Genomic DNA, 21,361 nt, shown 5'->3' with positions numbered 1-21,361 from the left:
CCTCACTGATGCTAACCTTCCTATGACCCCATTCCTACTTATCCTGCTGCTGGTCAATCTCGCGCTGATTGCCATTGTGTCGGCCGATTTCAGGAAATCAAAAAAGGCCCACAAACTCAAGACCGCAGCGTACGAATCCATGATCGTGACATTGCTTGAAAACCAGGCGACACAGCAGGGGCGCGTTCAGATGGCCGATGACCTCAAGGAAACGCTGCGCACCTCGCAGAAGCGTATTGGCGAGGAAATCCTGTCACTGCAATACCAACTCATTGACACGCTGGCTAAAAACAATCTCATCGAATAAGGTCCCGAGCGCCATGTTAACATTTTTTTAATACTTTTATGGGATAGCCAAAACAATTCAAATGAGGTCATTCATCGTACTGCTGCTGTGCTTTACGGCAATAGGAGCGTTTCCGCAAAATCCCCAGACTTCCAAAACCGACAGCCTGAAGCATGTCCTTGCGAAACAAACCGGGCAGAAGAGATTCCATACCCTGTGCGCCCTGTCCGATGAATTCAGTTACAGCGACCTTGATCAGGCGTTGTCATATGGGAAACAGGCACTTGCGCAGGCGCGCAGGATTAAAAGCGAGCCGTGCCTGGGGATGGCCTACAATGCAATTGCCAATACTTTTCAATACCGCAGCGAACTCGATTCAGCCATCATCTACCATCGTAAGGCGCTGGGATCCAGGATCCGGATTAAGGATTCGCTTGGGATCGCCGATTCTTACAATAACATCGGCATCGCATTTGATACCAAAGGAGACTTCGAGCAGGCACTCAGGAATTATTTCAGGGCATTGTACTATTACGACAAAAAGAATGATTTGTCCAAGCAGGCGATGACGTACACCAATATCGGGATTGTGTACAAAACCCATGAAGATTATAAAAAGGCCCTGACCTATTACCGCAAGGCCTATGATTTTTACGTAAAGGCAAAGGATGCGTTTGGAATGACCGTTTCCTCGGGCAACCTCGGTTCAATCCTGATTAATTTCGCACATTATAAAGAGTCTTTGAAATACTCCGAAATGGCCCGGAAAGGCTATCAAAAGTTAGGGTATGACCGTTATGTCGCTTACCCGCTGGGCAATTTGGCGATGGTGTATGACAGCCTGCACCGGTTTGACGTCGCCGACACCTACTACAAGGAGTCGATTGCGCTGCACGAAAAATTCGAGAACTGGTTTGAAGTCGCCAACACCGGAAACGCATACGCCCAGTGCCTGCTCAAGCAGAAGCGGTTTTCAGAAAGCATCGCCGTGTCTCAGAAAGCCAGGACATCAGCGAAGAAATCAGAGGCGGAACTGGTCGAGACGATGGCCAATGACAATCTCGCGAAAGCCTATGCCAAAACCGGCAGTTTCCAACAAGCCTACGAACATGCCAGATTGTATTGCATCGGGAAAGACAGCCTTTTCAGAAAGGAAAAAACCAAGGCTATTTTCGAACTGGATGCCAAATACCAGACCGAAAAAAAGGAAAAATTGTTGCTGCTCAGGGAAGTCGAAGCCAGGCAACGCAATCTTTGGCTGATCATTTTAGGTTTTTTGGTGGTGACGACCGTGGCAGGCGGAGCGCTCGTGTATCGACAGCAAAAGCTACGCAACCGGCAGCAGGAGCAGGAACACCGGTTAGAAAAAGCCATTGCAAAAATTGAAACTCAGAACAAGCTGCAGGAACAGCGGCTCAGTATTTCACGTGATTTGCACGACAACATCGGGGCGCAGCTTACCTTTATCATTTCGTCCGTCGACAATCTCAAATTTGCTTTTGACCTGAAAGACTCAAAACTTAACGGAAAACTCGACAACATCAGTGGATTTACCCAATCCACGATCATTGAACTGCGCGATACCATCTGGGCGATGAACAGTGATGCGATTACATTCGAAGACCTGCACATGCGTATTATGAATTTCATCGAAAAAGCCAGACTCGCCGCAGAAAACATCCAATTTCGTTTTGAAATCGATGAAAAGCTCAGCCACCTCGGGTTCTCATCAGTTGTTGGGATGAACATTTACCGCACAATACAGGAAGCCGTGAACAATGCCATCAAGTATGCACAGGCGACCGAAATTGTGGTGCGCATTACAGAGGATAACGATGGGATTGACATCGGTATCACTGACAACGGATCCGGTTTTGACATCGCATCGGTCGTCAACGGGAACGGTTTACACAACATGAAAAAACGCATTAAGAGCATCGGGGGCACTGCCACAATCGACTCGGCGCCGGGAGCTGGTACCCGGATTGTCCTTCACATCAGTAAAGACGTATTAAACACATAGCATGATTAAGATAGCCATAGCCGACGACAATTCATTCCTGATCAGGACAGTACAGGAAAAGCTGTCATTTTTTGACGAATTCGCCGTACGCTGCGTAGCCTGCGATGGCAGGGATTTACTCGAGAAACTGCAGGCAAACCGCAATATCGACCTGATCCTCATGGATATTGAAATGCCCGAAATGAACGGCATCGAGGCGACCGTGCTCATCAAGTCAAAATACCCGCACATCAGGATCATCATGCTGACCGTATTTGACAACGACGAGAACATCTTCAATGCCATCAAGGCCGGGGCAGACGGTTACCTGCTCAAGGAAATCAACCCGAAAGATTTATACCAGGGCATTATAGAAACGATGAACGGTGGCGCAGCGATGCATCCGTCGATTGCGTTCAAGACCCTGAAATTGTTGCGCGATCCGGTTCCTTTCGAAAAAGCAAACACGGAGGAAATTAAGCTTTCGCAACGTGAAATCGAAGTGTTGGAACAATTAAGCAAAGGCCTGAATTACAACAATATCGCGGAAAACCTGATCTTGTCTCCCAGTACCGTGCGGAAGCACATCGAAAACATCTACACCAAACTCCAGGTGCACAACAAGCTCGAAGCGGTCGAAAAAGCGAAAAACAACAAACTGATCTGAGCGGCCGTCGGGATAGGTCAGGATGGCCCGGCGAATAAAAATACGAAATAGTACGTATTTTGTCGCATAACCCCGTCGCCTAGTTTTGTCTTATAACTTTAAAAAAGAAATAAGATGAAAACCAAGACTTTATTTTCAAAAATGACCCTGAGCTTTATGCTCTTGTTTGCGTTCGGAATATCCCGCGCAAATAACGTACAGATTACCGGGACTTCCGTGACCGGATCGAACATTACTTTTACCATCAGCTGGGAAAACAGCTGGAATGCGAACGTGGCTCCGGCCAATTGGGACGCCGTATGGGTGTTCATCAAATACCAGGATTGCAATACGCGCATCTGGGCACACGCCGGACTCAGCACTGTAGGGTCTGACCATTCGACCTCCTCTCCGCTTCAGGTTGACCCTGTCGCCGATGGAAAAGGCGTATTCGTTAGAAGAAGTGCCTTGGGAGGCGGGACGATTGCGCCCACACAGGTCACTTTGAAAATGAACATTCCGGCCGGAACTTATAACTATAAGGTTTTTGGGATTGAAATGGTCAATGTGCCACAGGGTAACTTCGAACTGGGCGATGGCACGAGCGCGTCGACATTCAACAGCATTACTGTAAACTCCACTTCTCAGGCCTCGGGAATTTCAGCAGCAGCCATAGGTGGCGGCTCATCGACAATTCCTAATACTTATCCTACCGGATACAATTCCTTCTACTGCATGAAGAATGAGATTTCGCAATTGCAATACGTAGAATACCTGAATTCCCTGACTTATGATCAGCAAAAGGCACATACCTACAGCGACCCGATCAGTGCTGCCGGCACGTATGTCATGTTCGGAAGTTTCGGTTTCCGTAACGGTATCATCATTTCAACCCCGGGTAATAATGCTGCGATTCCCGCCGTATATGCCTGCGATGCTTCTACAGGAGTTGAAAACAATAGCGATGACGGACAAAGCATTGTTGCCAACAATTTAAGCTGGGGCGATTTGACCGCTTACCTGGACTGGGCCGCGCTACGCCCGATGACTGAACTGGAATATGAAAAAGTATGCCGTGGCAGTATGCCCCGCGTGGCCGGTGAATACCCATGGGGAACGACTGACCTGACACAGGTGTACAGCACCCTCGGCGGACTTATCAACGATTATATGTCGAATGAAACCTATACTCCTGTAGCTAATGGAATGTGTACCTATGGCGTAGGCAGTGCCAATCCTGCTTACGGACCAATAAGGGTAGGGGCTTTCGCTTCAGGAACTTCAGGAAGATCCTCTGCGGGCGCGGCTTACTATGGCGCTATGGAAATGGGCGGAAACGTTTGGGAGCATGTTGTAAACACAACTGCAGCCGGCGTTACTTTTAACGGTACAAACGGTGACGGCACCATCGCCGCCAACGGAGACGCAAACCAATCAACCTGGCCTTCACCGACAACCGCTGCCGGTACAGGTTTCCGTGGAGGAAGCTATATTGATGTTGCCGGCAGGGTACGCACTTCTGACAGGGCCAGCGTAACCACGGTAGATGCGTCAAGATATCCAACTTTCGGTGGAAGGGGTGTGAGGTAATCATTTAATTTGAGCAGATGCCCCGACAGGCATCACATTAAAAATGACAAACAATTTTAAATTCAAATTAAATGATGAAAGCAATTAAATACTACATAATTGTATTCGTTACATTTATTTTGGCTGGTACAAAATCTCAGGCCCAATATCATGGAGGCGATGCCGCTGCTGCTGCTGCCGACCAGTTTGGGATGACTTCGTGTCCGGTGCCCGCGCATTTTTATGCGTACTTCGGGAGCACCGATGACAATGTAACAGTTGACGTATTGATGAATACAAGCTGCAGCGCACCGCCGCCGTCGTTCTTTGCCTATATGGGCGGAGACAATGACAGTGCCGGCGTGGAAGAGCTCAGCGCCACTGCATGCGGGACGCCGCCATCGTTTTTTGCCTACATGGGCGGAGACAATGACAGCGCCCACGTAGATGACCTTCTCGCCGTTTCCTGCGGTATCCCGAACCAGTTCTATGCCTACTTCGGTGGCAGCGATGACGGTTCTGCCATGGATGTGATAGGGAGTTGCCCCGTTACACCTCCGGTTGCCGACTTTTCTGCTTCTGCTTTGGCAACCTGTGTAGGTGGTTCGATAGACTTTACCGATACCTCCACAAATATCCCGTTCGTATGGAGCTGGACCTTTGCAGGCGGTACGCCGGCTACTTCAACCGTACAGCATCCTTCCGTGGTATACAATACGCCCGGAATTTACGCTGTGACCTTAACCGCTACCAATTACAACGGGAGCGATACAAAAACCGCTACCGGCTACATCACCGTAACTGCAGTACCCACTGTAGCATCCACCACGCCGGGATCCCGTTGTGATACGGGTGTGGTCAACCTTCAGGCTACTGCCAGCGCCGGTGTGCTGAGATGGTACAACGTGCCATCGGGTGGTCCGATACTCGGTACAGGGCCGTTCTTCCCAACGGGGATCATCAGCGCGACCACCACATTCTATGTAGAAGCGGCAAGCGGAAGCTGTGTCTCTGCGCGTACGCCTGTGATCGCTACAGTGAATAGCACGCCAACTGTGGCCACCACAACTCCCGGTTCACGTTGCGGGACAGGTTCTGTAACCTTAAATGCAACCGCTAGCGCCGGGACACTCAGCTGGTTCGATGTGGCAAGCGGAGGCAGTGCCATAGGAACAGGAACCTCGTTTGCAACACCATCCATCAGTGGCAACACGACTTACTATGTTCAGGCCACCAACGGAAGCTGCGTTTCGGCCAGGACAGCTGTTTTAGCTACTGTCAATAGTGCGCCAACAGTCACTTCTGTAACACCGGGCAGCCGTTGCGATGCGGGAAGCGTCACCTTGGCAGCCACGGCCAGTTCCGGAACCTTAAACTGGTACAGCGTTCCGTCAGGAGGAGCTGTATTGGGAACGGGAACTTCTTTTGTAACGCCATCAATCAGCAGCAATACTAATTTCTATGTTGAAGCTACAAACGGAAGCTGTTCTTCCGCAAGGACTGCCGTTTTAGCAACAGCAAGTCCGTCACCTGCCATTACGGGTACAACGCCTTCCGGCAGATGTGATGCAGGTACGGTCACTTTAAGTGCCACCGCAAGCGCAGGAAATATCAGTTGGTTTGATGTGCCTTCCGGCGGAAGTGCAGTAGGAACGGGAACCAATTTCATAACACCTGTACTGAGCAGCACGACTACATATTATGTCGAGACTGCGAATGGAAGCTGCATATCCACACGTGTTCCCGTGATTGCGACAGTGACCACTACGCCCTCAGTAACAACCACAACGCCTGCGGGCCGTTGCGGGACTGGTAGCGTGACACTTGGCGCCACGGCAAGCGCAGGAACATTGAACTGGTATGGCGTTGCTGTCGGAGGAACAATCTTAGGTTCCGGAACAGGATTCGCTACGCCGAATATTGCCGCCACAACCACTTATTACGTAGAGGCTGTCAACGGTAGCTGCTCCTCTGCAAGGACTCCGGTAACAGCAACCATCAGCACCATGCCGACAATCAATACTACGGTACCGGCAAGCCGCTGTGATGCGGGTGTGCTGACATTAAGCGCCACAGCCAGTGCCGGCACCCTGAATTGGTATGACGTCGCAAACGGAGGAAGTCCGTTAGGCACAGGCAATAATTTCACAACGCCAAACCTCAGCGCTACGACAACCTATTATGTGGAAGCGACCAGCGGAAGCTGTATTTCACCAAGGACGGCTGTAACCGCAACGGTGAATGCGACACCAGCTGTCAGCGCCACTGTACCGGGAAGCCGTTGCGGTAACGGGTCAGTCACTTTGGGCGCGACGGCCACTGCCGGAACGATTAATTGGTACAACGTTTCTACGGGAGGAAGTGTATTGGGTACAGGCACGTCTTTTGCCACCCCATCCATCAGCACGGATACAAATTTCTATGCTGAAGCAGTGAATGGAAGCTGCATCTCACCAAGGGTAGCCGTATTGGCCACTGTCAATGTTTCCCCAACGGTGGCATCAACTACACCGGCGAGCCGTTGCGATTCAGGACCTGTGACTTTAGGTGCCACAGCAAGTTCAGGTACCTTAAATTGGTATAATCTCCCGTCGGGCGGATCAGTATTGGGAACAGGCACCTCGTTTGTAACGCCAGCCATCAGCAATACTACAACCTATTACGTAGAGGCTTCAAACGGAACCTGTAATTCAACAAGGACAGCGGTAACAGCCACCGTGAATGCGACACCACTGGTCACGTCGACCACCCCGGCGAGCCGTTGTGATTCCGGCAGTGTCACATTGCAGGCCACCTCGGATTCCGGTATATTAAATTGGTATGGAGTTGCTTCAGGTGGCAGTATCTTAGGCACAGGAACAGATTTTATAACGCCTTCCATCACCGCATCGACGACCTACTATGTCGAGGCGACGAATGGCAGCTGCACTTCTTCGCGTATTGCAGTGGTCGCTACGGTCAATGTAACACCATCCGTGACTTCGGTTACGCCTGCAGCCCGTTGCGGCGCGGGTACGGTAACACTTAACGCCGTGTCAAGTGCCGGCACACTACGGTGGTATGCCCTGCCCACAGGCGGTTCGCTTTTGGCAACAGGAGCAAGCTTCACCACGCCGGTGATCACTGCTACAACTACATATTACGTTGAAGCCAGGGCCACCGGATGTAATTCTGCAAGGACAGCAGTTACTGCGACAGTGAACGACATTCCACAAATCGTTGTAACGACCCCCGGAGCAGTTTGTGGAGGCGGTACAGCGACACTAACGGCAACTGCAAGCGCCGGTACGATAAGCTGGTATGATGTACCGGCAGGCGGAACAGTTTTGGCAACAGGTGAGAACTTTACAACACCGCCAATCACTGCCGACACGACGTATTATGCTGAGGTTTCAAACGGAACCTGTACCTCCGCGCGGACGGCAGTAACCGCTTCGGTGAACGCCATTCCGTCAGTCACTGCAACAGTTCCTGGTGAGCGTTGCGGATCGGGTACAGTGACCCTTGGTGCCACTGGTGCAGGAACGCTGAATTGGTACAGTGTTGCTTCCGGAGGTGCTGTATTGGGTACCGGAACATCCTTTGTAACACCGTCGATCAGCACCACGACTACGTATTATGTTGAGGTGGACAATGGCAACTGTACTTCCGCAAGGACTGCGGTAATCGCTGCAATCAATGCGATTCCAACAATCATTTCAACTGTTCCCGGCACACGTTGCGGTAGCGGAGACGTAATGCTTGAAGCCAATGCTGGCGCAGGGACGGTAAACTGGTATGATGCTCCAACCGGCGGCACACCGCTGGCAACCGGCAGCCTGTTTCAAACCGGCAGCCTCAGCGCTACGACTACGTTCTATGCCGAGGCGATAAATGGGGATTGTACATCGGTGCGTACCCCTGTTACTGCAACAGTGAATATCGTGGCCGCACCAACGGGAAGCAGCAATCAGACTTTTTGTACCGGACAAACGGTAAGCCAATTGGTGACAAACGGTACGGATATAAGCTGGTATGATACTGCAACCGGCGGAAACCTCGTTGCAGACAGCACACCACTCGTTTCGGGAACGACATATTATGCCTCCCAGAATGATGGCAGCTGTGACAGCGATGTGAGACTGGCGGTTACCGTGACCACGGGCGCCTGTCTCGAAGTGGAGCAACTCGAATCAGATGCACTGAATGTCTATCCGAACCCGGTCGCCGATTTCGTGACTATTTCCTACACACGCGACATCAGCCACGTGCAGGTAGTAAACATGATCGGCCAGATTGTACTGGACAGGAAAATCAATTCGGCTGAAACCAGACTGGATATGTCACAACTCGCTGCAGGAACATATCTTGTAAAGGTTTCAGCAGACAACCTGTTCAAAACCATCAAGATTATCAAAAGGTAACATCTTGTTTCCTGTTTTGTTTGGAAAGCCACCTTCGGGTGGTTTTCTTTTTTTATGGATAATGCCAGGTGAAACCGAACGCCAATTTTTTTTATGGCGCGCCCTCCGGGCCGGGCTCTCCGCGGTGCACGGCACCTTGCTGCGATCCCTCGCGCTGCGCCACAAGGATTTCATGTTCCCATTCCGATTTTCGGTTTTTGGCTTTCGGGTAATTCCATTACATTTACCACCAATGAAACCCACCGACCGCAAATCAGAGATCATCAATATCTCCGCCGCACTTTTCAAGGAGAAAGGTTACAGCGCCGTCACGATGCGCGACATTGCGCAGGCGCTCGACATCAAGGCTGCGAGCCTGTATAACCACATCAAGTCGAAACAGCAAATACTCGAACTCATCATCATCGAAATCGCGGAAGAATATACGCATACCATCCGCAGCATCGAAGCATCATCGGCAACATCGGTCAGCAAGATTGAAGAAGTCATCCAACTGCACATCGACATTACCGTAAGGAACCCTGAGGCGTTGGCCTCACTCAACAATGACTGGATGCATCTGCCCGAGACGCAATTGCAGTATTTTCTGCGGATGCGGGAAGAATATGAAGCCATTTTCCGAAGTATCATCAAAAAAGGGATTCAGGACGGCGAACTCAGGAACCACAACGCCGAAGTGATGATTTTTACGATACTTTCCACAATCCGTACGCTGTATCTGTGGTATGGTAAAAAGAAAGATTTCTCTGCTAATGTACTGGAAAAGAACCTGAAGCAAATTCTGCTGCGCGGTATAATTTAACTTTCACATTAAGAAATTATTACTAAATTTGCATAGTAAACTAACAAATGTTAGTTGAAATCAAACGTTGTAGTATAGTATGGCAAAGTTCCACAACATCAAAGTGCTTGATATTTATAAGGAAACCAAGGATTGTTCGGTTATCTCTTTCGAAATCCCTGAAAGTATTAAAGAGGATTTCCGTTTTTCACACGGGCAGCACCTGACGCTGAAAGCGAATATTGAAGGCCAGGATGTCCGCCGTTCTTATTCATTGTGTTCGAGTCCGGTAGAAAATAAATGGAAAGTCGCCGTAAAGCGGATTAATGGCGGTTTGTTTTCTTCATTTGTACATGAAACGCTCAAAAAGGGCGATATGCTGGAGATCATGCCGCCAAATGGCGTGTTCAACACTCCTGTAGAACCCGAGAAAGCCAAAAACTACATCGTATTTGCGGCGGGGAGCGGCATCACACCGATACTGTCCATCATGAAAACACACCTGGCTTTAGAGCCGAACTGTACTTTCAAGCTGTTTTACCTGAACCGCAGCGTAAAATCGATTATCTTTAAGGAAGAGATCGAGCAGCTGAAAAACAGGTATTTCGGAAGGCTTGAGATCTTCCATTTCCTCACCAAAGAGCTCCGCAGCATCGAATTGTTTAATGGCCGGTTCACTAAAGAGAAATTGGAAACCATTATCAAGAGCCTTATCGATATCGATGCCACCGACGAATGTTTTATCTGCGGCCCCGAACAAATGATTTTCCTGATCCGCGATGAACTGACGGCGGCCGGTTTGCCAAAGGACAAAATCCATTTCGAGCTTTTCAACACCGGTACATCGGAAGAAGACAGGCAGCGCGTCAGCCAAATCCTTGAAAGGAAAATCGAGGGAACGGAAGTCACCATCATCGATGGCGGCAAGGAATTCCATTTCATCATGGAGGATGATTATGATAACATCCTTGATGGAGCGCTCGCCGCAGGTGCCGATCTGCCGTTCGCGTGCAAGGGCGGCGTATGCAGTACCTGTCGTTGCAAAGTGATCGAAGGTACGGTAGAAATGAAAATCAATTACGCGCTCGACGAGAAAGAAGTGGCGCAAAATTTAATTCTGAGTTGTCAGGCCGTACCCACGTCTGAAAAAGTGGTGGTCGACTTTGGGGTGTAATAGAAACAGGTTTGTTTAATCTGATTGGCGTTCACATCGTCAGTTATAAATTATAAAAGTTATGTCAGAACTGGAACTGGAAGCCGAATTCGAAAGAAAGATCGCAAACGACCAAAAGATTGAGCCGAAAGACTGGATGCCGGAGAAATACCGCAAGACACACATCCGCCAGATTTCCCAGCACGCCCATTCCGAAATCGTCGGCATGCTGCCTGAAGGCAACTGGATTACACGGGCTCCTTCGCTTAGAAGGAAGGTTGCGCTATTGGCAAAAGTCCAGGATGAGGCCGGTCACGGTTTATATTTATACAGTGCCTGCGAAACATTGGGCGTTTCGCGTGAAGAACTTTATGATCAATTACATTCCGGCGAGGCCAAATATTCGAGCATCTTCAATTACCCAACCGTTACCTGGGCCGATATGGGTGCCATAGGCTGGCTCGTTGATGGCGCCGCGATCATCAACCAGGTGCCGCTTACTGCAACATCCTATGGTCCGTACGCCCGCGCGATGGTGCGTGTCTGCAAGGAAGAAAGTTTCCACCAAAGGCAGGGTTTCGAAATCATGATGACCTTAGCCAATGGTACACCCGAACAAAAAGCCATGGCACAGGATGCGCTTAATCGCTGGTGGTGGCCATCGCTCATGATGCTCGGGCCGACAGACGCAGAATCCGTGCACACCGAACAGTCCATGAAATGGAAACTGAAACGCAAAACCAACGACGAATTGCGCCAGCAGTTTGTGGACCAGACGGTTCCACAGGCCGAGCTGATCGGATTGACCATCCCCGACCCGGATTTAAAATGGAACGAGGAAACCAAACGCTATGATTTCGGCGAGATGGATTGGGATGAATTCTGGCAGGTCGTAAAAGGCCACGGTCCATGCAACAAAGTCCGTATGGATGCCCGCCGCAACGCCTGGAACAAAGGCGAATGGGTACGCGACGCGGCCATGGCGTATGCCGAGAAACAAGAGCAATTAGAAACAGCATAATTGAGTTAACGGTTTACAGTCCACAGCTGTTAACCGTTAACTGTCAACCATAAACTATAAACCATGAAAAACTGGCCACTTTGGGAAGTATTTGTCCGCTCTAAAAACGGACTCGAACACCGCCACTGCGGAAGCCTCCACGCAAGTGATGCGACAATGGCACTTGAAAACGCCCGCGATGTATATACAAGAAGGATGGAAGGTGTCAGCATCTGGGTAGTTCCCTCAAGCGAAATCACGGCTTCAAATCCTGAAAATAACGGGGAATTCTTCGAACCCGCAAAAGACAAGGCTTACAGACACCCGACATTTTACGAACTGCCGGAGGAATTAAAGCATATGTAAACTGGTTAACCGTAAACCGTAAACTGTCAACTCATCAACATGAACAATCTAGTCCAATACATCTACGGCATCGCAGATAACGCGCTCATCCTCGGCCAACGCCTCGGGGAACTCTGTGGCCATGGCCCGAATCTCGAAGTCGATATAGCCATGACCAATATCGCCCTTGATCTGCTTGGTCAGACACGCAGCTATTATCAGTATGCCGCACAAATTTCAGGTGCCGATGCGACAGAAGACACCATCGCATTCCTGCGCAACGAAAGGGAATACAAAAACGTATTGCTGGTCGAACAGCCGAATACCGATTTCGCGTATTCCATCGGAAGGCAATTTTTATATGACGCCTTCCATCTTTTGCTTTTGGAGGAATTGCAGCACAGTAAAGACGAAACACTCGCGGCAATTGCCAACAAAAGCATCAAGGAAGTCAGTTACCACTACCGTTTTTCATCGGATTGGGTGAAGAGGCTGGGCGATGGTACGGAAGAAAGCCACCAACGCATGCAAACCGCGATCAACGATTTGTGGACATTCACCGACGAGTTGTTCCACCAGACCGATGCCGACAAAACCATGGTTGCTGAAGGAATCGGCGTCGACGTAACAGCCTTAAAGGAAGAATTTTTTACTAAAATAAAGCAAATCCTGGAAGAAGCGACATTGCAGGTTCCGGACATGAAATATTTCCAAAAAGGAGGCAAACACGGCATCCACAGCGAGCATATGGGTTACCTGCTCGCCGATTTGCAGTACATGCAGCGTACTTATCCAGATATGAACTGGTAGTTTTTTCAGGAGCCGGGAACCTGCTGTCCGCTGTATCTTTTCCCTGCTGGCCGCAGCAGGAAAAAGGATGCCGCTTCCATCAGGGCTAGGGTTCCGAACCAAAATGAAATGACAGACACACAACAACATATCGACCCCAAACTCGCCCAGATACTCGAATCGGTTTCCGATCCCGAGATTCCGGTTTTGTCGATTATGGAAATGGGTGTCGTACGCTCCGCAGAAATGAAGGATGGTGTCGCTGAAATAAAGGTTACGCCAACCTACAGCGGTTGCCCCGCCATGGATGTCATCGGTGACGACATTAAAAAAGCACTGAAAGCGGCCGGCCTCGAAAGTAAAGTCAGCCTCGTATTGTCCCCGGCCTGGAGCACCGACTGGATTACGACCAAAGGGCGAAAAGCATTGGAGGATTACGGCATTGCCGCTCCACTTGAGCCCGAAGCCGATATCGAAGCGCTGCTCGGAAACAAAAAAATAGTGAAATGCCCGCAATGCGGCTCACTTAATACGAAAATGATCAGCCAGTTCGGCTCCACGGCATGCAAGGCGTTTTTCCAATGCCAGGATTGCCAGGAACCGTTTGATTATTTTAAATGCCTGAAATAACTGACAACTGATAATTACAAATTAATAATGAGCAGCATCATCTTAAATATAGAAAACAACATCGGTTTCATCACACTAAACCGCCCTGAGGTGTTCAACAGTTTCAACCGCGAAATGGCTTTGGAGATGCAGTCTGCCCTGGACAAATGCCAATCGGATGACACCGTCCGCGCGATCGTAATTACCGGTTCGGGAAAAGCGTTTTGTGCCGGACAGGACTTAAAAGAAGTCACCACGCCGGAATTGATGCCGGGTTTCCGTAAAATACTGGAAGAGCATTACAATCCCATTATAGAAAGAATACGAACTATTGAAAAACCTGTTATAGGTGCCGTAAACGGCGTTGCTGCGGGAGCCGGCGCTAACATTGCATTGGCGTGTGATATCGTCGTCGCTTCAGAAAACGCAGCATTCATCCAGGCATTCAGTAAAATCGGACTCGTACCGGACAGCGCAGGAACGTTCTTTTTGCCAAGATTGGTCGGTTTCCAGAAAGCGATGGCACTGATGATGCTGGGCGACAAAGTAACGTCTGCCGAAGCGTTGCAAATGGGCATGATTTACAAAACATTTCCATTGGAATCATTCGAAGCCGAAGTCTCAAAACTTGCAGTAACGTTGGCCAATATGCCTACAAAAGCATTAGGTTTGACAAAGAGACTGCTTAACGAATCCATGACGAATAATTTGCAGCAGCAACTCGCGCTCGAATCCGAATTGCAGATTGAATCGGCTGAGTCATACGATTATAATGAAGGTGTAACGGCATTTGTCGAGAAGAGGCAACCGGTATTCAGAGGGAATTAATAACCATTCGATAAATTTTATCGCAGCGTCTTTATAGCCGCAGGCGTTTTTAAAAATCTAAAATGAAAGTAGCAGTTATAGGCTCCGGAACCATGGGAAGCGGCATCGCACAAGTAGCGGCTACCGCCGGCTGTGTCGTAAAGATTTACGATACCAATCTCGAAGCCATTGCCAAAAGCAAATCGGCTTTGGAGAAAACCATGGCGACGCTTTTGGAGAAAGGCAAAATCAACGCCGAAGAAAAAGCCATGATTTTTGGAAACATTGCGTACGCCCATTCCATTGAGGATTTATCAGACTCCGATCTGGTGATCGAAGCCATTATTGAAAACCTTGACATCAAACGCAAATTGTTCAGCGAACTCGAAAGCGTTGTTTCCGGAAATGCGATTTTAGCATCAAATACTTCGTCATTATCCATCGCGTCAATCGCGGCTTCCTGTAAAAAATCTGACCGCGTCATCGGAATCCATTTCTTCAACCCGGCGCCATTGATGCAATTGGTTGAAGTCATACCGGCGGTACAGACAGATTCAAAGGTTTTAGAAAAAACCGTCGAAATCATTTCAGGCTGGAAGAAAGTTGTCGCCGTTGCCAAAGACACGCCCGGATTTATCGTAAACCGCGTCGCACGACCTTTTTACGGTGAAGCATTGCGCATTTACGAAGAAGGAAAAGCAGATTTTGCAACCATCGACTGGGCGATGAAAACCTTCGGGGACTTCCGTATGGGACCTTTTGAATTGATGGATTTCATTGGGCACGATGTGAATTATGTGGTGACGGAAACCGTTTTCACCGCATTTTATTTTGACCCAAGGTACAAGCCGTCATTCACACAAAAACGTTTGACGGAGGCAGGATTCTTAGGCAGGAAAACCGGACGCGGATTTTACAATTACGCTGAAGAATTGCCGAAACCGAACGAAGCCGCGGTTTTAGGAAAGCAGATTTTCGAACGCGTTTTAGTCATGCTGATCAACGATGCAGCTGAAGCCTTATTCCTGAACATCGCTTCCGCGAAAGACATCGACAATGCCATGACTAAAGGCGTGAATTATCCGAAAGGATTACTCGCATGGGCAGACGAAATGGGAATAGACTGGTGCGTAAATGCATTGGACAATCTTTATAACGAATACCACGAAGACCGTTACCGCTGCAGTCCGCTGTTGCGTAAAATGCATAACGAAAACAGAAAGTTTTTTTAAATGGCGCCAAAGGAAATAGTCCATAAAATGTTCGTTAACGATGCCTTCAGCCAATGGCTGGGTATTGTTGTGGAGGATATTTCCGAAGGCAGCTGCACCTTGTCAATGACCATCAAGAAGGAGATGCTGAATGGGTTTGGGATTGCACACGGAGGCATTACGTACTCGATTGCCGACAGTGCATTAGCATTTGCCTCAAATTCACACGGCAGGCCGGCACTAAGCATCGATACCTCAATTAACCACATCGAATCGCTGAAGGAAGGCGATACAATTCAGGCTATAGCCAAAGAAAATGCATTAAAGAATAAATTCGGTTTTTATACCGTCGAGATAAAAAAAGGAGAAACAGTTGTTGCTTTGTTTAAAGGGACGGTGTTTCGGAGTGATAAAGAATGGAAATAAAATGGAAGCATATATTATAGACGGCGTACGCACGCCAATCGGGAATTACCAGGGAACTTTAGCAGCCGTTCGCGCTGACGACCTCGGCGCTTTGGTCATAAAAACTTTGGCTGAAAAACATCCCGAAATTCCGCAAAGCGACTATGATGATGTGATCATCGGCTGTGCCAATCAGGCTGGGGAAGACAACCGAAATGTGGCGCGTATGTCTTTGCTTTTGGCGGGCTTGCCACAGACTGTGCCGGGTGAAACCGTAAACCGTTTGTGCAGCTCGGGCTTGTCAGCAGTGATTCATGCGAACCGGGCAATTAAAGCAGGGGACGGTGATTTATTCATCGCCGGCGGTGTCGAGAATATGACCCGTGGACCACTTGTGGTTTCAAAACCCTCATCGGCTTACGGAACCGATTCGAAAATGTACGACTCGAGCTTCGGCTGGCGTTTCATCAACCCGAAAATGCAGCAAATGTACGGTGTCGATGCCATGGGGGAAACCGCTGAAAACCTCGTGGATCAATACCAGATATCAAGGGAAGACCAGGATAAATTTGCCTTACACAGTCAGCAAAAAGCGGCAAAGGCGCAGCAAAACGGACGTTTGGCAAAGGAAATTACTCCTGTTGAAATTCCGCAAAGAAAAGGAGAACCGATTGTTTTCGACAAAGACGAATTCATCAAACCGAATTCCTCTATGGAAGGATTGTCCAAACTGCGTGGCGCTTTCCGTAAGGCAGGTACCGTCACAGCAGGAAATGCTTCCGGCTTAAACGATGGTGCCGCAGCAGTCTTAGTCGCCTCTGCGGAAGCGGTCAAAAAATACAATTTAAAGCCATTGGCCAGAATTGTAAGCTCAGCAGTGGTGGGTGTGGAACCAAGGATTATGGGGATCGGTCCCGTAGAAGCGACGAAGAAAGCTTTGGCAAAAGCGAACCTGACATTGGATCAAATCGACATTATCGAACTAAACGAAGCATTTGCCGCACAAAGCATCGCCTGCATACGTGCATTGGGATTAGAGGATGATGATCCACGGATTAACCCGAACGGCGGTGCCATTGCGATCGGGCATCCACTGGGTGTAACCGGAGCCAGGATTGCCTATTCAGCTGCACTGGAATTGAGCCTGACAGGCAAAAAATATGCGCTCGTTACGATGTGCATCGGAGTGGGGCAAGGGTATGCAGTGATTATTGAAAAAGCTTAGAAAACTCTGCCGACTTCGCGTAAACCATCGCGGACTTTGCGGCTAAAAAATAAATTATGAGTAAACTACAAAATTACGTAAACGGACATTGGACAGCAGGACACGGCGAAGGCGCGCCTTTGTTCGATTCTGTTACTGGTGAAATTATCACGCATGCTTCCACAGAAGGCTTGAATTTCGAGGAAATCCTGCACTACGGAAGGACAACCGGCGGCGCAAAACTCCGAAAAATGACTTTCCAGGAACGCGGCAACATGCTCAAGAAACTGGCGTTGTACCTTACAAAGAAAAAAGAGCTGTTCTACGAAATCAGTTATCGGACGGGAGCAACACGCGTCGACAGCTGGATTGATATTGAAGGCGGTTTCGGTAATTTATTTGCCAATGCCTCGCTGCGTAAATTGTTCCCGAACCAACCGTATGACGTCGAAGGCGACCCAATCGACCTTTCCCGTGGCGGCCGATTCATGGCACATCATATCCTGGTGCCGAAACCGGGCGTCGCCGTACACATCAATGCATTCAACTTCCCAATCTGGGGCATGCTTGAAAAATGTGCCGTGAACTGGATGGCGGGCATGCCTGCAGTTGTGAAACCGGCAACATCAACGTCGTATCTTACTGAAGCGGTCGTTAAGGAAATCATCACTTCAGGAATTCTGCCTGAAGGCGCATTACAATTGATCTGCGGCAGCGCACACAATATACTCGACTTTGTGGAATCACAGGATGTGGTGACGTTCACAGGCTCTGCAGATACAGGGCGTAAACTGAAAGCAAATCCAAGAATCATCAGCGAAGCCGTTCCGTTTAATATGGAAGCCGATTCCCTGAACTGTTCTGTTTTAGGCGAAGATGCCGTTCCGGGAACGCCTGAATTCGATTTGTTTGTAAATCAGGTACGTTCTGAAATGACGGTAAAATGTGGCCAGAAATGTACCGCCATCCGCCGTATAATCGTTCCGGAAAGCCTTATTGAGGACGTGCAGATTGCGTTAGGGAAGGCCTTGGATAAAGTAACTATCGGTGACCCAAGATTGAAGGAAGTCCGTATGGGATCACTCGTCAGCAATGATCAGGTCAATGAAGTGAAAATGCGTACCAGGGAAATCGCGAAAACAGCTTCGATCGTTTATGGCGATTACGATAAGATTGCCACGGTGGGTGCCGATGCCTCAAAAGGCGCATTCATCAGTCCGATGTTGTTGCGTGAGGACAATCCGTTTAAGAATATAACTGTTCATGAAACGGAAGCTTTCGGTCCGGTAGCGACCTTAATGCCGTACAAAAATATTGAGGAGGCAGTGGAATTGGCAAAACTGGGCAAAGGCTCACTGGTTTCTTCGATCGTGACCAATTCGGATAAAATTGCTAAAGATTATGTCGTGAGCGCCGCATCGCATCACGGAAGGATTTTAGTCCTGAACCGCGAAAATGCGAAACAAAGCACCGGTCATGGTTCGCCATTACCGCAATTGGTGCATGGCGGTCCTGGAAGAGCAGGCGGCGGCGAAGAAATGGGCGGTGTTCGTGGTGTAAAGCATTATATGCAGCGTTGTGCGATACAGGGTTCCCCGACAACCTTGACCGAAATTACGGGAATTTATCAGCCGAATTCCGCCTATAAAGAAGCGCCGGAGCATCCGTTTAAATATTACTGGGATGATATCGAGCCGGGCATGTCGCTGAAAACGCACAAACGCACGGTGACCGATACCGACATCATCAATTTTGCAAACTTAACGTGGGACCATTTTTATGCCCATACCGATATTACTTCGCTGAAAGGAAGTATTTTCGAAAAGCGCACCGCACACGGTTATTTTATTTTAGCCGCTGCCGCAGGTTTGTTTGTCTGGCCGAATAAAGGTCCGGTTGCCGCAAATTACGGATTGGAAGAATGCCGTTTCCTGCGCCCGATTTACCACAATGATACGATGTATGTACGATTGACGTGCAAGCAAAAAGTGGAACGCGACAGCCGCGGCGAGGAATTGCCATCAGGAATCGTGAAATGGTTTGTGGAGGTTTTTGACCAAAATGATGAGCTTACAGCCATTGCCACGATTCTTACCATGGTTCAGAAAAAGTCGCCTTTCACCGAAATCAACCGGAACAATATTAATGAATACCTGACGAAACTTACCGTAAATCACAAAGCCAACTGGGGCACCATGACGCCACAGCATATGGTGGAGCACATGGAACAGCAATACCGTTTTGCCGCAAATCAGAAAGGAGATTTTGAAATCGCCACGCCTGCGGAGCATCTGGATAAATACCGCGAAACCATTTTCAATCACAGGCCGATGCCGCAGGGACATAAACATCCGCTGATGAGAGCAGAATGGAATGAGGATTTAGAGCATGCGGATTTGCCAATGGCTAAAATGAAATTACTCGAAGCCATGGACGCTTACGAACAATATTTCAAGGAAAACCCGGAAGTCCGTACGAAAAATGTGGTATTTGGCATGATGGATAAATTCGAGTGGGATTTACTGGCCAATAAGCATTTTGATCATCATTTTAAGCAGTTTGGGATTTTGGATTAGGAGCCGGGAACCTGCTTTCCATTACAATCTTTTTCTCGTAGCCTCGAAAAAGGATTTTCATTTCAATCAGGGCTAGGGATTTGTACTCAAATTAAAATATAGACAACAATTAAGCAATGTCAACAGAAGCATACGTAACATCAACCATAGAAAACCACATCGCGACAATAGAATTTTTCCATCCGGAGCAGAATTCCCTGCCGGGGAATATTCTCGCGGAATTGGCCGATACGATTACAAAAACCGGAAATGACGACAATGTAAAAGTCATCATCCTCAAAAGCGGCGGGGACCGCACGTTTTGCGCCGGAGCCAGTTTCAAGGAATTGATCAACATCAATGATGCGGCAACAGGGAAAGTATTTTTCTCAGGTTTTGCCAATGTCATCAACGCGATGCGCAAATGCCCGAAATTCATCATCGGAAGAATTCAGGGGAAAACCGTCGGTGGCGGTGTCGGTATTGCGGCATCAACAGATTATTGTTTTGCGACGAAATTCGCGGCGGTAAAATTAAGCGAACTCAATGTCGGTATCGGGCCATTTGTGGTTTCACCGGCCATTGAAAGGAAAATGGGTGTTTCCGCCATGTCACAAATCGCCATCGATGCCAACACTTTTTACGAAGCGGAATGGGCGAGAAGCAAAGGACTGTTTGCCGAGGTTTTCGAATCGATTGAAGACATGGATACCAAAGTAGACGCCTTCGCCAAACATCTGTGTACTTACAATTCCGAAGCCATGACCGAAATGAAAAAAATCTTCTGGAAAGGCACAGACGATTGGGATAATCTATTAGCAGAACGCGCCGCAATAAGTGGACGATTGGTGTTGAGTGATTTTACGAAAGAAACATTGAAGAAATTTAAATAGTTCACAGTTTACGGTTAACAGCTTATCTGTTCCGGAATTGTAAACTGTCAACTGTCAACTAAAATGATATACGAATTCAAAGGCTTTATCCCCGTCATCCACGAAAGCAGCTTCATCCATCCGCAGGCTGCGGTCACCGGCAACGTGATTATCGGTAAGGATGTATATGTCGGGCCTGGTGCGGCAATCCGAGGCGATTGGGGTGGCATTGTCATTGAAGACGGCTGTAATGTGCAGGAAAATTGTACGGTACACATGTTTCCGGGAAAGAGCATTACTTTGAAGAAAGGAGCGCATATCGGGCACGGAGCGATTATCCATGGCGCCAATATCGGCGCGAATTGCCTCGTCGGGATGAATGCGGTAATCATGGATGATGCCGAATTGGGTGATGAGTGTATCGTTGGTGCTTTGACTTTCATCAAGGCCGAAATGAAAATCCCAAACCGTAAAATGGTTGTAGGGAATCCGGCAATGATTGTAAAAGACATCAGCGACGAAATGATTGCCTGGAAAACGAAAGGCACGGAGTTGTATCAAAAGTTGCCAAAAGATTTATACGAAACGCTGAAAGCCGTCGAACCTTTACGGGAAATCCCGAAAGATCGACCCGTTCAGGAAACGAATTACATGACGTTAGAAGAATTTAGGAAAAAATAAAATAGTCGGTACGCATGGTTGCTAAGGCACTCAGGCAATCAGG

General features: G+C 48.6%; 18 protein-coding genes. All 18 read left to right on the top strand.

Going from position 1 to position 21,361, the window contains the following annotated elements; genetic code table 11:
• The first annotated feature begins 22 nt into the window (after positions 1–22).
• Entirely contained in the window at positions 23–307 is a 285-nt protein-coding gene (locus tag HYN48_RS00900) for a hypothetical protein (protein ID WP_108369348.1), read from the top strand.
• A gap of 61 nt (positions 308–368) precedes the next feature.
• Positions 369–2,309: an ATP-binding protein gene (locus HYN48_RS00895; protein ID WP_108369347.1), complete on the top strand. Its 1,941-nt coding sequence runs from the start codon at positions 369–371 to the stop codon at positions 2,307–2,309.
• A 1-nt stretch (position 2,310) separates the two neighbouring features.
• Positions 2,311–2,955, top strand: coding sequence for a response regulator (locus HYN48_RS00890; RefSeq protein WP_108369346.1), 645 nt, complete (start codon positions 2,311–2,313; stop codon positions 2,953–2,955).
• A gap of 114 nt (positions 2,956–3,069) precedes the next feature.
• Complete coding sequence (locus HYN48_RS00885) at positions 3,070–4,524, top strand: SUMF1/EgtB/PvdO family nonheme iron enzyme (RefSeq protein ID WP_108369345.1); 1,455 nt, start codon at positions 3,070–3,072, stop codon at positions 4,522–4,524.
• Between the two features lie 71 nt (positions 4,525–4,595).
• Positions 4,596–8,906 (top strand): T9SS type A sorting domain-containing protein, encoded by a 4,311-nt coding sequence (locus HYN48_RS00880; RefSeq protein ID WP_108369344.1) that lies wholly within the window; start codon positions 4,596–4,598, stop codon positions 8,904–8,906.
• Positions 8,907–9,138: 232 nt separating this feature from the next.
• Complete coding sequence (locus HYN48_RS00875) at positions 9,139–9,708, top strand: TetR/AcrR family transcriptional regulator (protein ID WP_108373239.1); 570 nt, start codon at positions 9,139–9,141, stop codon at positions 9,706–9,708.
• Between the two features lie 79 nt (positions 9,709–9,787).
• Positions 9,788–10,861, top strand: coding sequence for a 1,2-phenylacetyl-CoA epoxidase subunit PaaE (paaE, locus tag HYN48_RS00870; protein WP_108369343.1), 1,074 nt, complete (start codon positions 9,788–9,790; stop codon positions 10,859–10,861).
• Between the two features lie 61 nt (positions 10,862–10,922).
• Positions 10,923–11,861: a 1,2-phenylacetyl-CoA epoxidase subunit PaaA gene (paaA, locus tag HYN48_RS00865; RefSeq protein WP_108369342.1), complete on the top strand. Its 939-nt coding sequence runs from the start codon at positions 10,923–10,925 to the stop codon at positions 11,859–11,861.
• Between the two features lie 63 nt (positions 11,862–11,924).
• Positions 11,925–12,206: a 1,2-phenylacetyl-CoA epoxidase subunit PaaB gene (gene paaB / locus HYN48_RS00860; protein WP_108369341.1), complete on the top strand. Its 282-nt coding sequence runs from the start codon at positions 11,925–11,927 to the stop codon at positions 12,204–12,206.
• 39 nt (positions 12,207–12,245) lie between these two features.
• A complete protein-coding gene (gene paaC / locus HYN48_RS00855; protein ID WP_181248496.1) occupies positions 12,246–12,995 on the top strand; it encodes a 1,2-phenylacetyl-CoA epoxidase subunit PaaC in 750 nt (249 codons plus the stop codon).
• A gap of 108 nt (positions 12,996–13,103) precedes the next feature.
• The gene (paaD, locus tag HYN48_RS00850; RefSeq protein WP_108369339.1) at positions 13,104–13,604 is read left to right on the top strand and encodes a 1,2-phenylacetyl-CoA epoxidase subunit PaaD; all 501 of its coding nucleotides are present in this window, start codon (positions 13,104–13,106) and stop codon (positions 13,602–13,604) included.
• A 27-nt stretch (positions 13,605–13,631) separates the two neighbouring features.
• Positions 13,632–14,411, top strand: coding sequence for an enoyl-CoA hydratase-related protein (locus HYN48_RS00845; protein ID WP_181248495.1), 780 nt, complete (start codon positions 13,632–13,634; stop codon positions 14,409–14,411).
• Positions 14,412–14,473: 62 nt separating this feature from the next.
• Positions 14,474–15,622 carry a 3-hydroxyacyl-CoA dehydrogenase NAD-binding domain-containing protein gene (locus HYN48_RS00840; RefSeq protein ID WP_108369337.1) on the top strand — a complete coding sequence of 383 codons (1,149 nt, stop codon included), beginning with the start codon at positions 14,474–14,476 and terminating at the stop codon, positions 15,620–15,622.
• The gene (locus HYN48_RS00835; protein ID WP_108369336.1) at positions 15,623–16,027 is read left to right on the top strand and encodes a PaaI family thioesterase; all 405 of its coding nucleotides are present in this window, start codon (positions 15,623–15,625) and stop codon (positions 16,025–16,027) included.
• Between the two features lies 1 nt (position 16,028).
• Positions 16,029–17,231, top strand: coding sequence for a 3-oxoadipyl-CoA thiolase (gene pcaF / locus HYN48_RS00830; protein WP_108369335.1), 1,203 nt, complete (start codon positions 16,029–16,031; stop codon positions 17,229–17,231).
• A 56-nt stretch (positions 17,232–17,287) separates the two neighbouring features.
• Positions 17,288–19,786, top strand: coding sequence for a phenylacetic acid degradation bifunctional protein PaaZ (gene paaZ, locus HYN48_RS00825; protein WP_108369334.1), 2,499 nt, complete (start codon positions 17,288–17,290; stop codon positions 19,784–19,786).
• 116 nt (positions 19,787–19,902) lie between these two features.
• Positions 19,903–20,658 carry an enoyl-CoA hydratase/isomerase family protein gene (locus HYN48_RS00820; RefSeq protein WP_108369333.1) on the top strand — a complete coding sequence of 252 codons (756 nt, stop codon included), beginning with the start codon at positions 19,903–19,905 and terminating at the stop codon, positions 20,656–20,658.
• Between the two features lie 63 nt (positions 20,659–20,721).
• Positions 20,722–21,318 (top strand): acyltransferase, encoded by a 597-nt coding sequence (locus HYN48_RS00815; protein WP_108369332.1) that lies wholly within the window; start codon positions 20,722–20,724, stop codon positions 21,316–21,318.
• Positions 21,319–21,361 lie beyond the last annotated feature (43 nt).

It is taken from the genome of Flavobacterium magnum, assembly GCF_003055625.1.
GTDB lineage: Bacteria > Bacteroidota > Bacteroidia > Flavobacteriales > Flavobacteriaceae > Flavobacterium > Flavobacterium magnum.
This window is presented reverse-complemented; position numbering and strand designations above follow the sequence as displayed.

Bases quoted from the DNA above. Each gene is read 5' to 3' on its own strand.
- paaB (WP_108369341.1), top strand. From the start codon at position 11,925: ATGAAAAACTGGCCACTTTGGGAAGTATTTGTCCGCTCTAAAAACGGA.
- paaC (WP_181248496.1), top strand. From the start codon at position 12,246: ATGAACAATCTAGTCCAATACATCTACGGCATCGCAGATAACGCGCTC.
- HYN48_RS00880 (WP_108369344.1), top strand. From the start codon at position 4,596: ATGATGAAAGCAATTAAATACTACATAATTGTATTCGTTACATTTATT.
- HYN48_RS00845 (WP_181248495.1), top strand. From the start codon at position 13,632: ATGAGCAGCATCATCTTAAATATAGAAAACAACATCGGTTTCATCACA.
- HYN48_RS00895 (WP_108369347.1), top strand. From the start codon at position 369: ATGAGGTCATTCATCGTACTGCTGCTGTGCTTTACGGCAATAGGAGCG.
- paaA (WP_108369342.1), top strand. From the start codon at position 10,923: ATGTCAGAACTGGAACTGGAAGCCGAATTCGAAAGAAAGATCGCAAAC.
- pcaF (WP_108369335.1), top strand. From the start codon at position 16,029: ATGGAAGCATATATTATAGACGGCGTACGCACGCCAATCGGGAATTAC.
- HYN48_RS00900 (WP_108369348.1), top strand. From the start codon at position 23: ATGACCCCATTCCTACTTATCCTGCTGCTGGTCAATCTCGCGCTGATT.
- HYN48_RS00840 (WP_108369337.1), top strand. From the start codon at position 14,474: ATGAAAGTAGCAGTTATAGGCTCCGGAACCATGGGAAGCGGCATCGCA.
- paaD (WP_108369339.1), top strand. From the start codon at position 13,104: ATGACAGACACACAACAACATATCGACCCCAAACTCGCCCAGATACTC.
- HYN48_RS00815 (WP_108369332.1), top strand. From the start codon at position 20,722: ATGATATACGAATTCAAAGGCTTTATCCCCGTCATCCACGAAAGCAGC.
- HYN48_RS00820 (WP_108369333.1), top strand. From the start codon at position 19,903: ATGTCAACAGAAGCATACGTAACATCAACCATAGAAAACCACATCGCG.
- paaZ (WP_108369334.1), top strand. From the start codon at position 17,288: ATGAGTAAACTACAAAATTACGTAAACGGACATTGGACAGCAGGACAC.
- HYN48_RS00835 (WP_108369336.1), top strand. From the start codon at position 15,623: ATGGCGCCAAAGGAAATAGTCCATAAAATGTTCGTTAACGATGCCTTC.
- HYN48_RS00890 (WP_108369346.1), top strand. From the start codon at position 2,311: ATGATTAAGATAGCCATAGCCGACGACAATTCATTCCTGATCAGGACA.
- HYN48_RS00875 (WP_108373239.1), top strand. From the start codon at position 9,139: ATGAAACCCACCGACCGCAAATCAGAGATCATCAATATCTCCGCCGCA.
- HYN48_RS00885 (WP_108369345.1), top strand. From the start codon at position 3,070: ATGAAAACCAAGACTTTATTTTCAAAAATGACCCTGAGCTTTATGCTC.
- paaE (WP_108369343.1), top strand. From the start codon at position 9,788: ATGGCAAAGTTCCACAACATCAAAGTGCTTGATATTTATAAGGAAACC.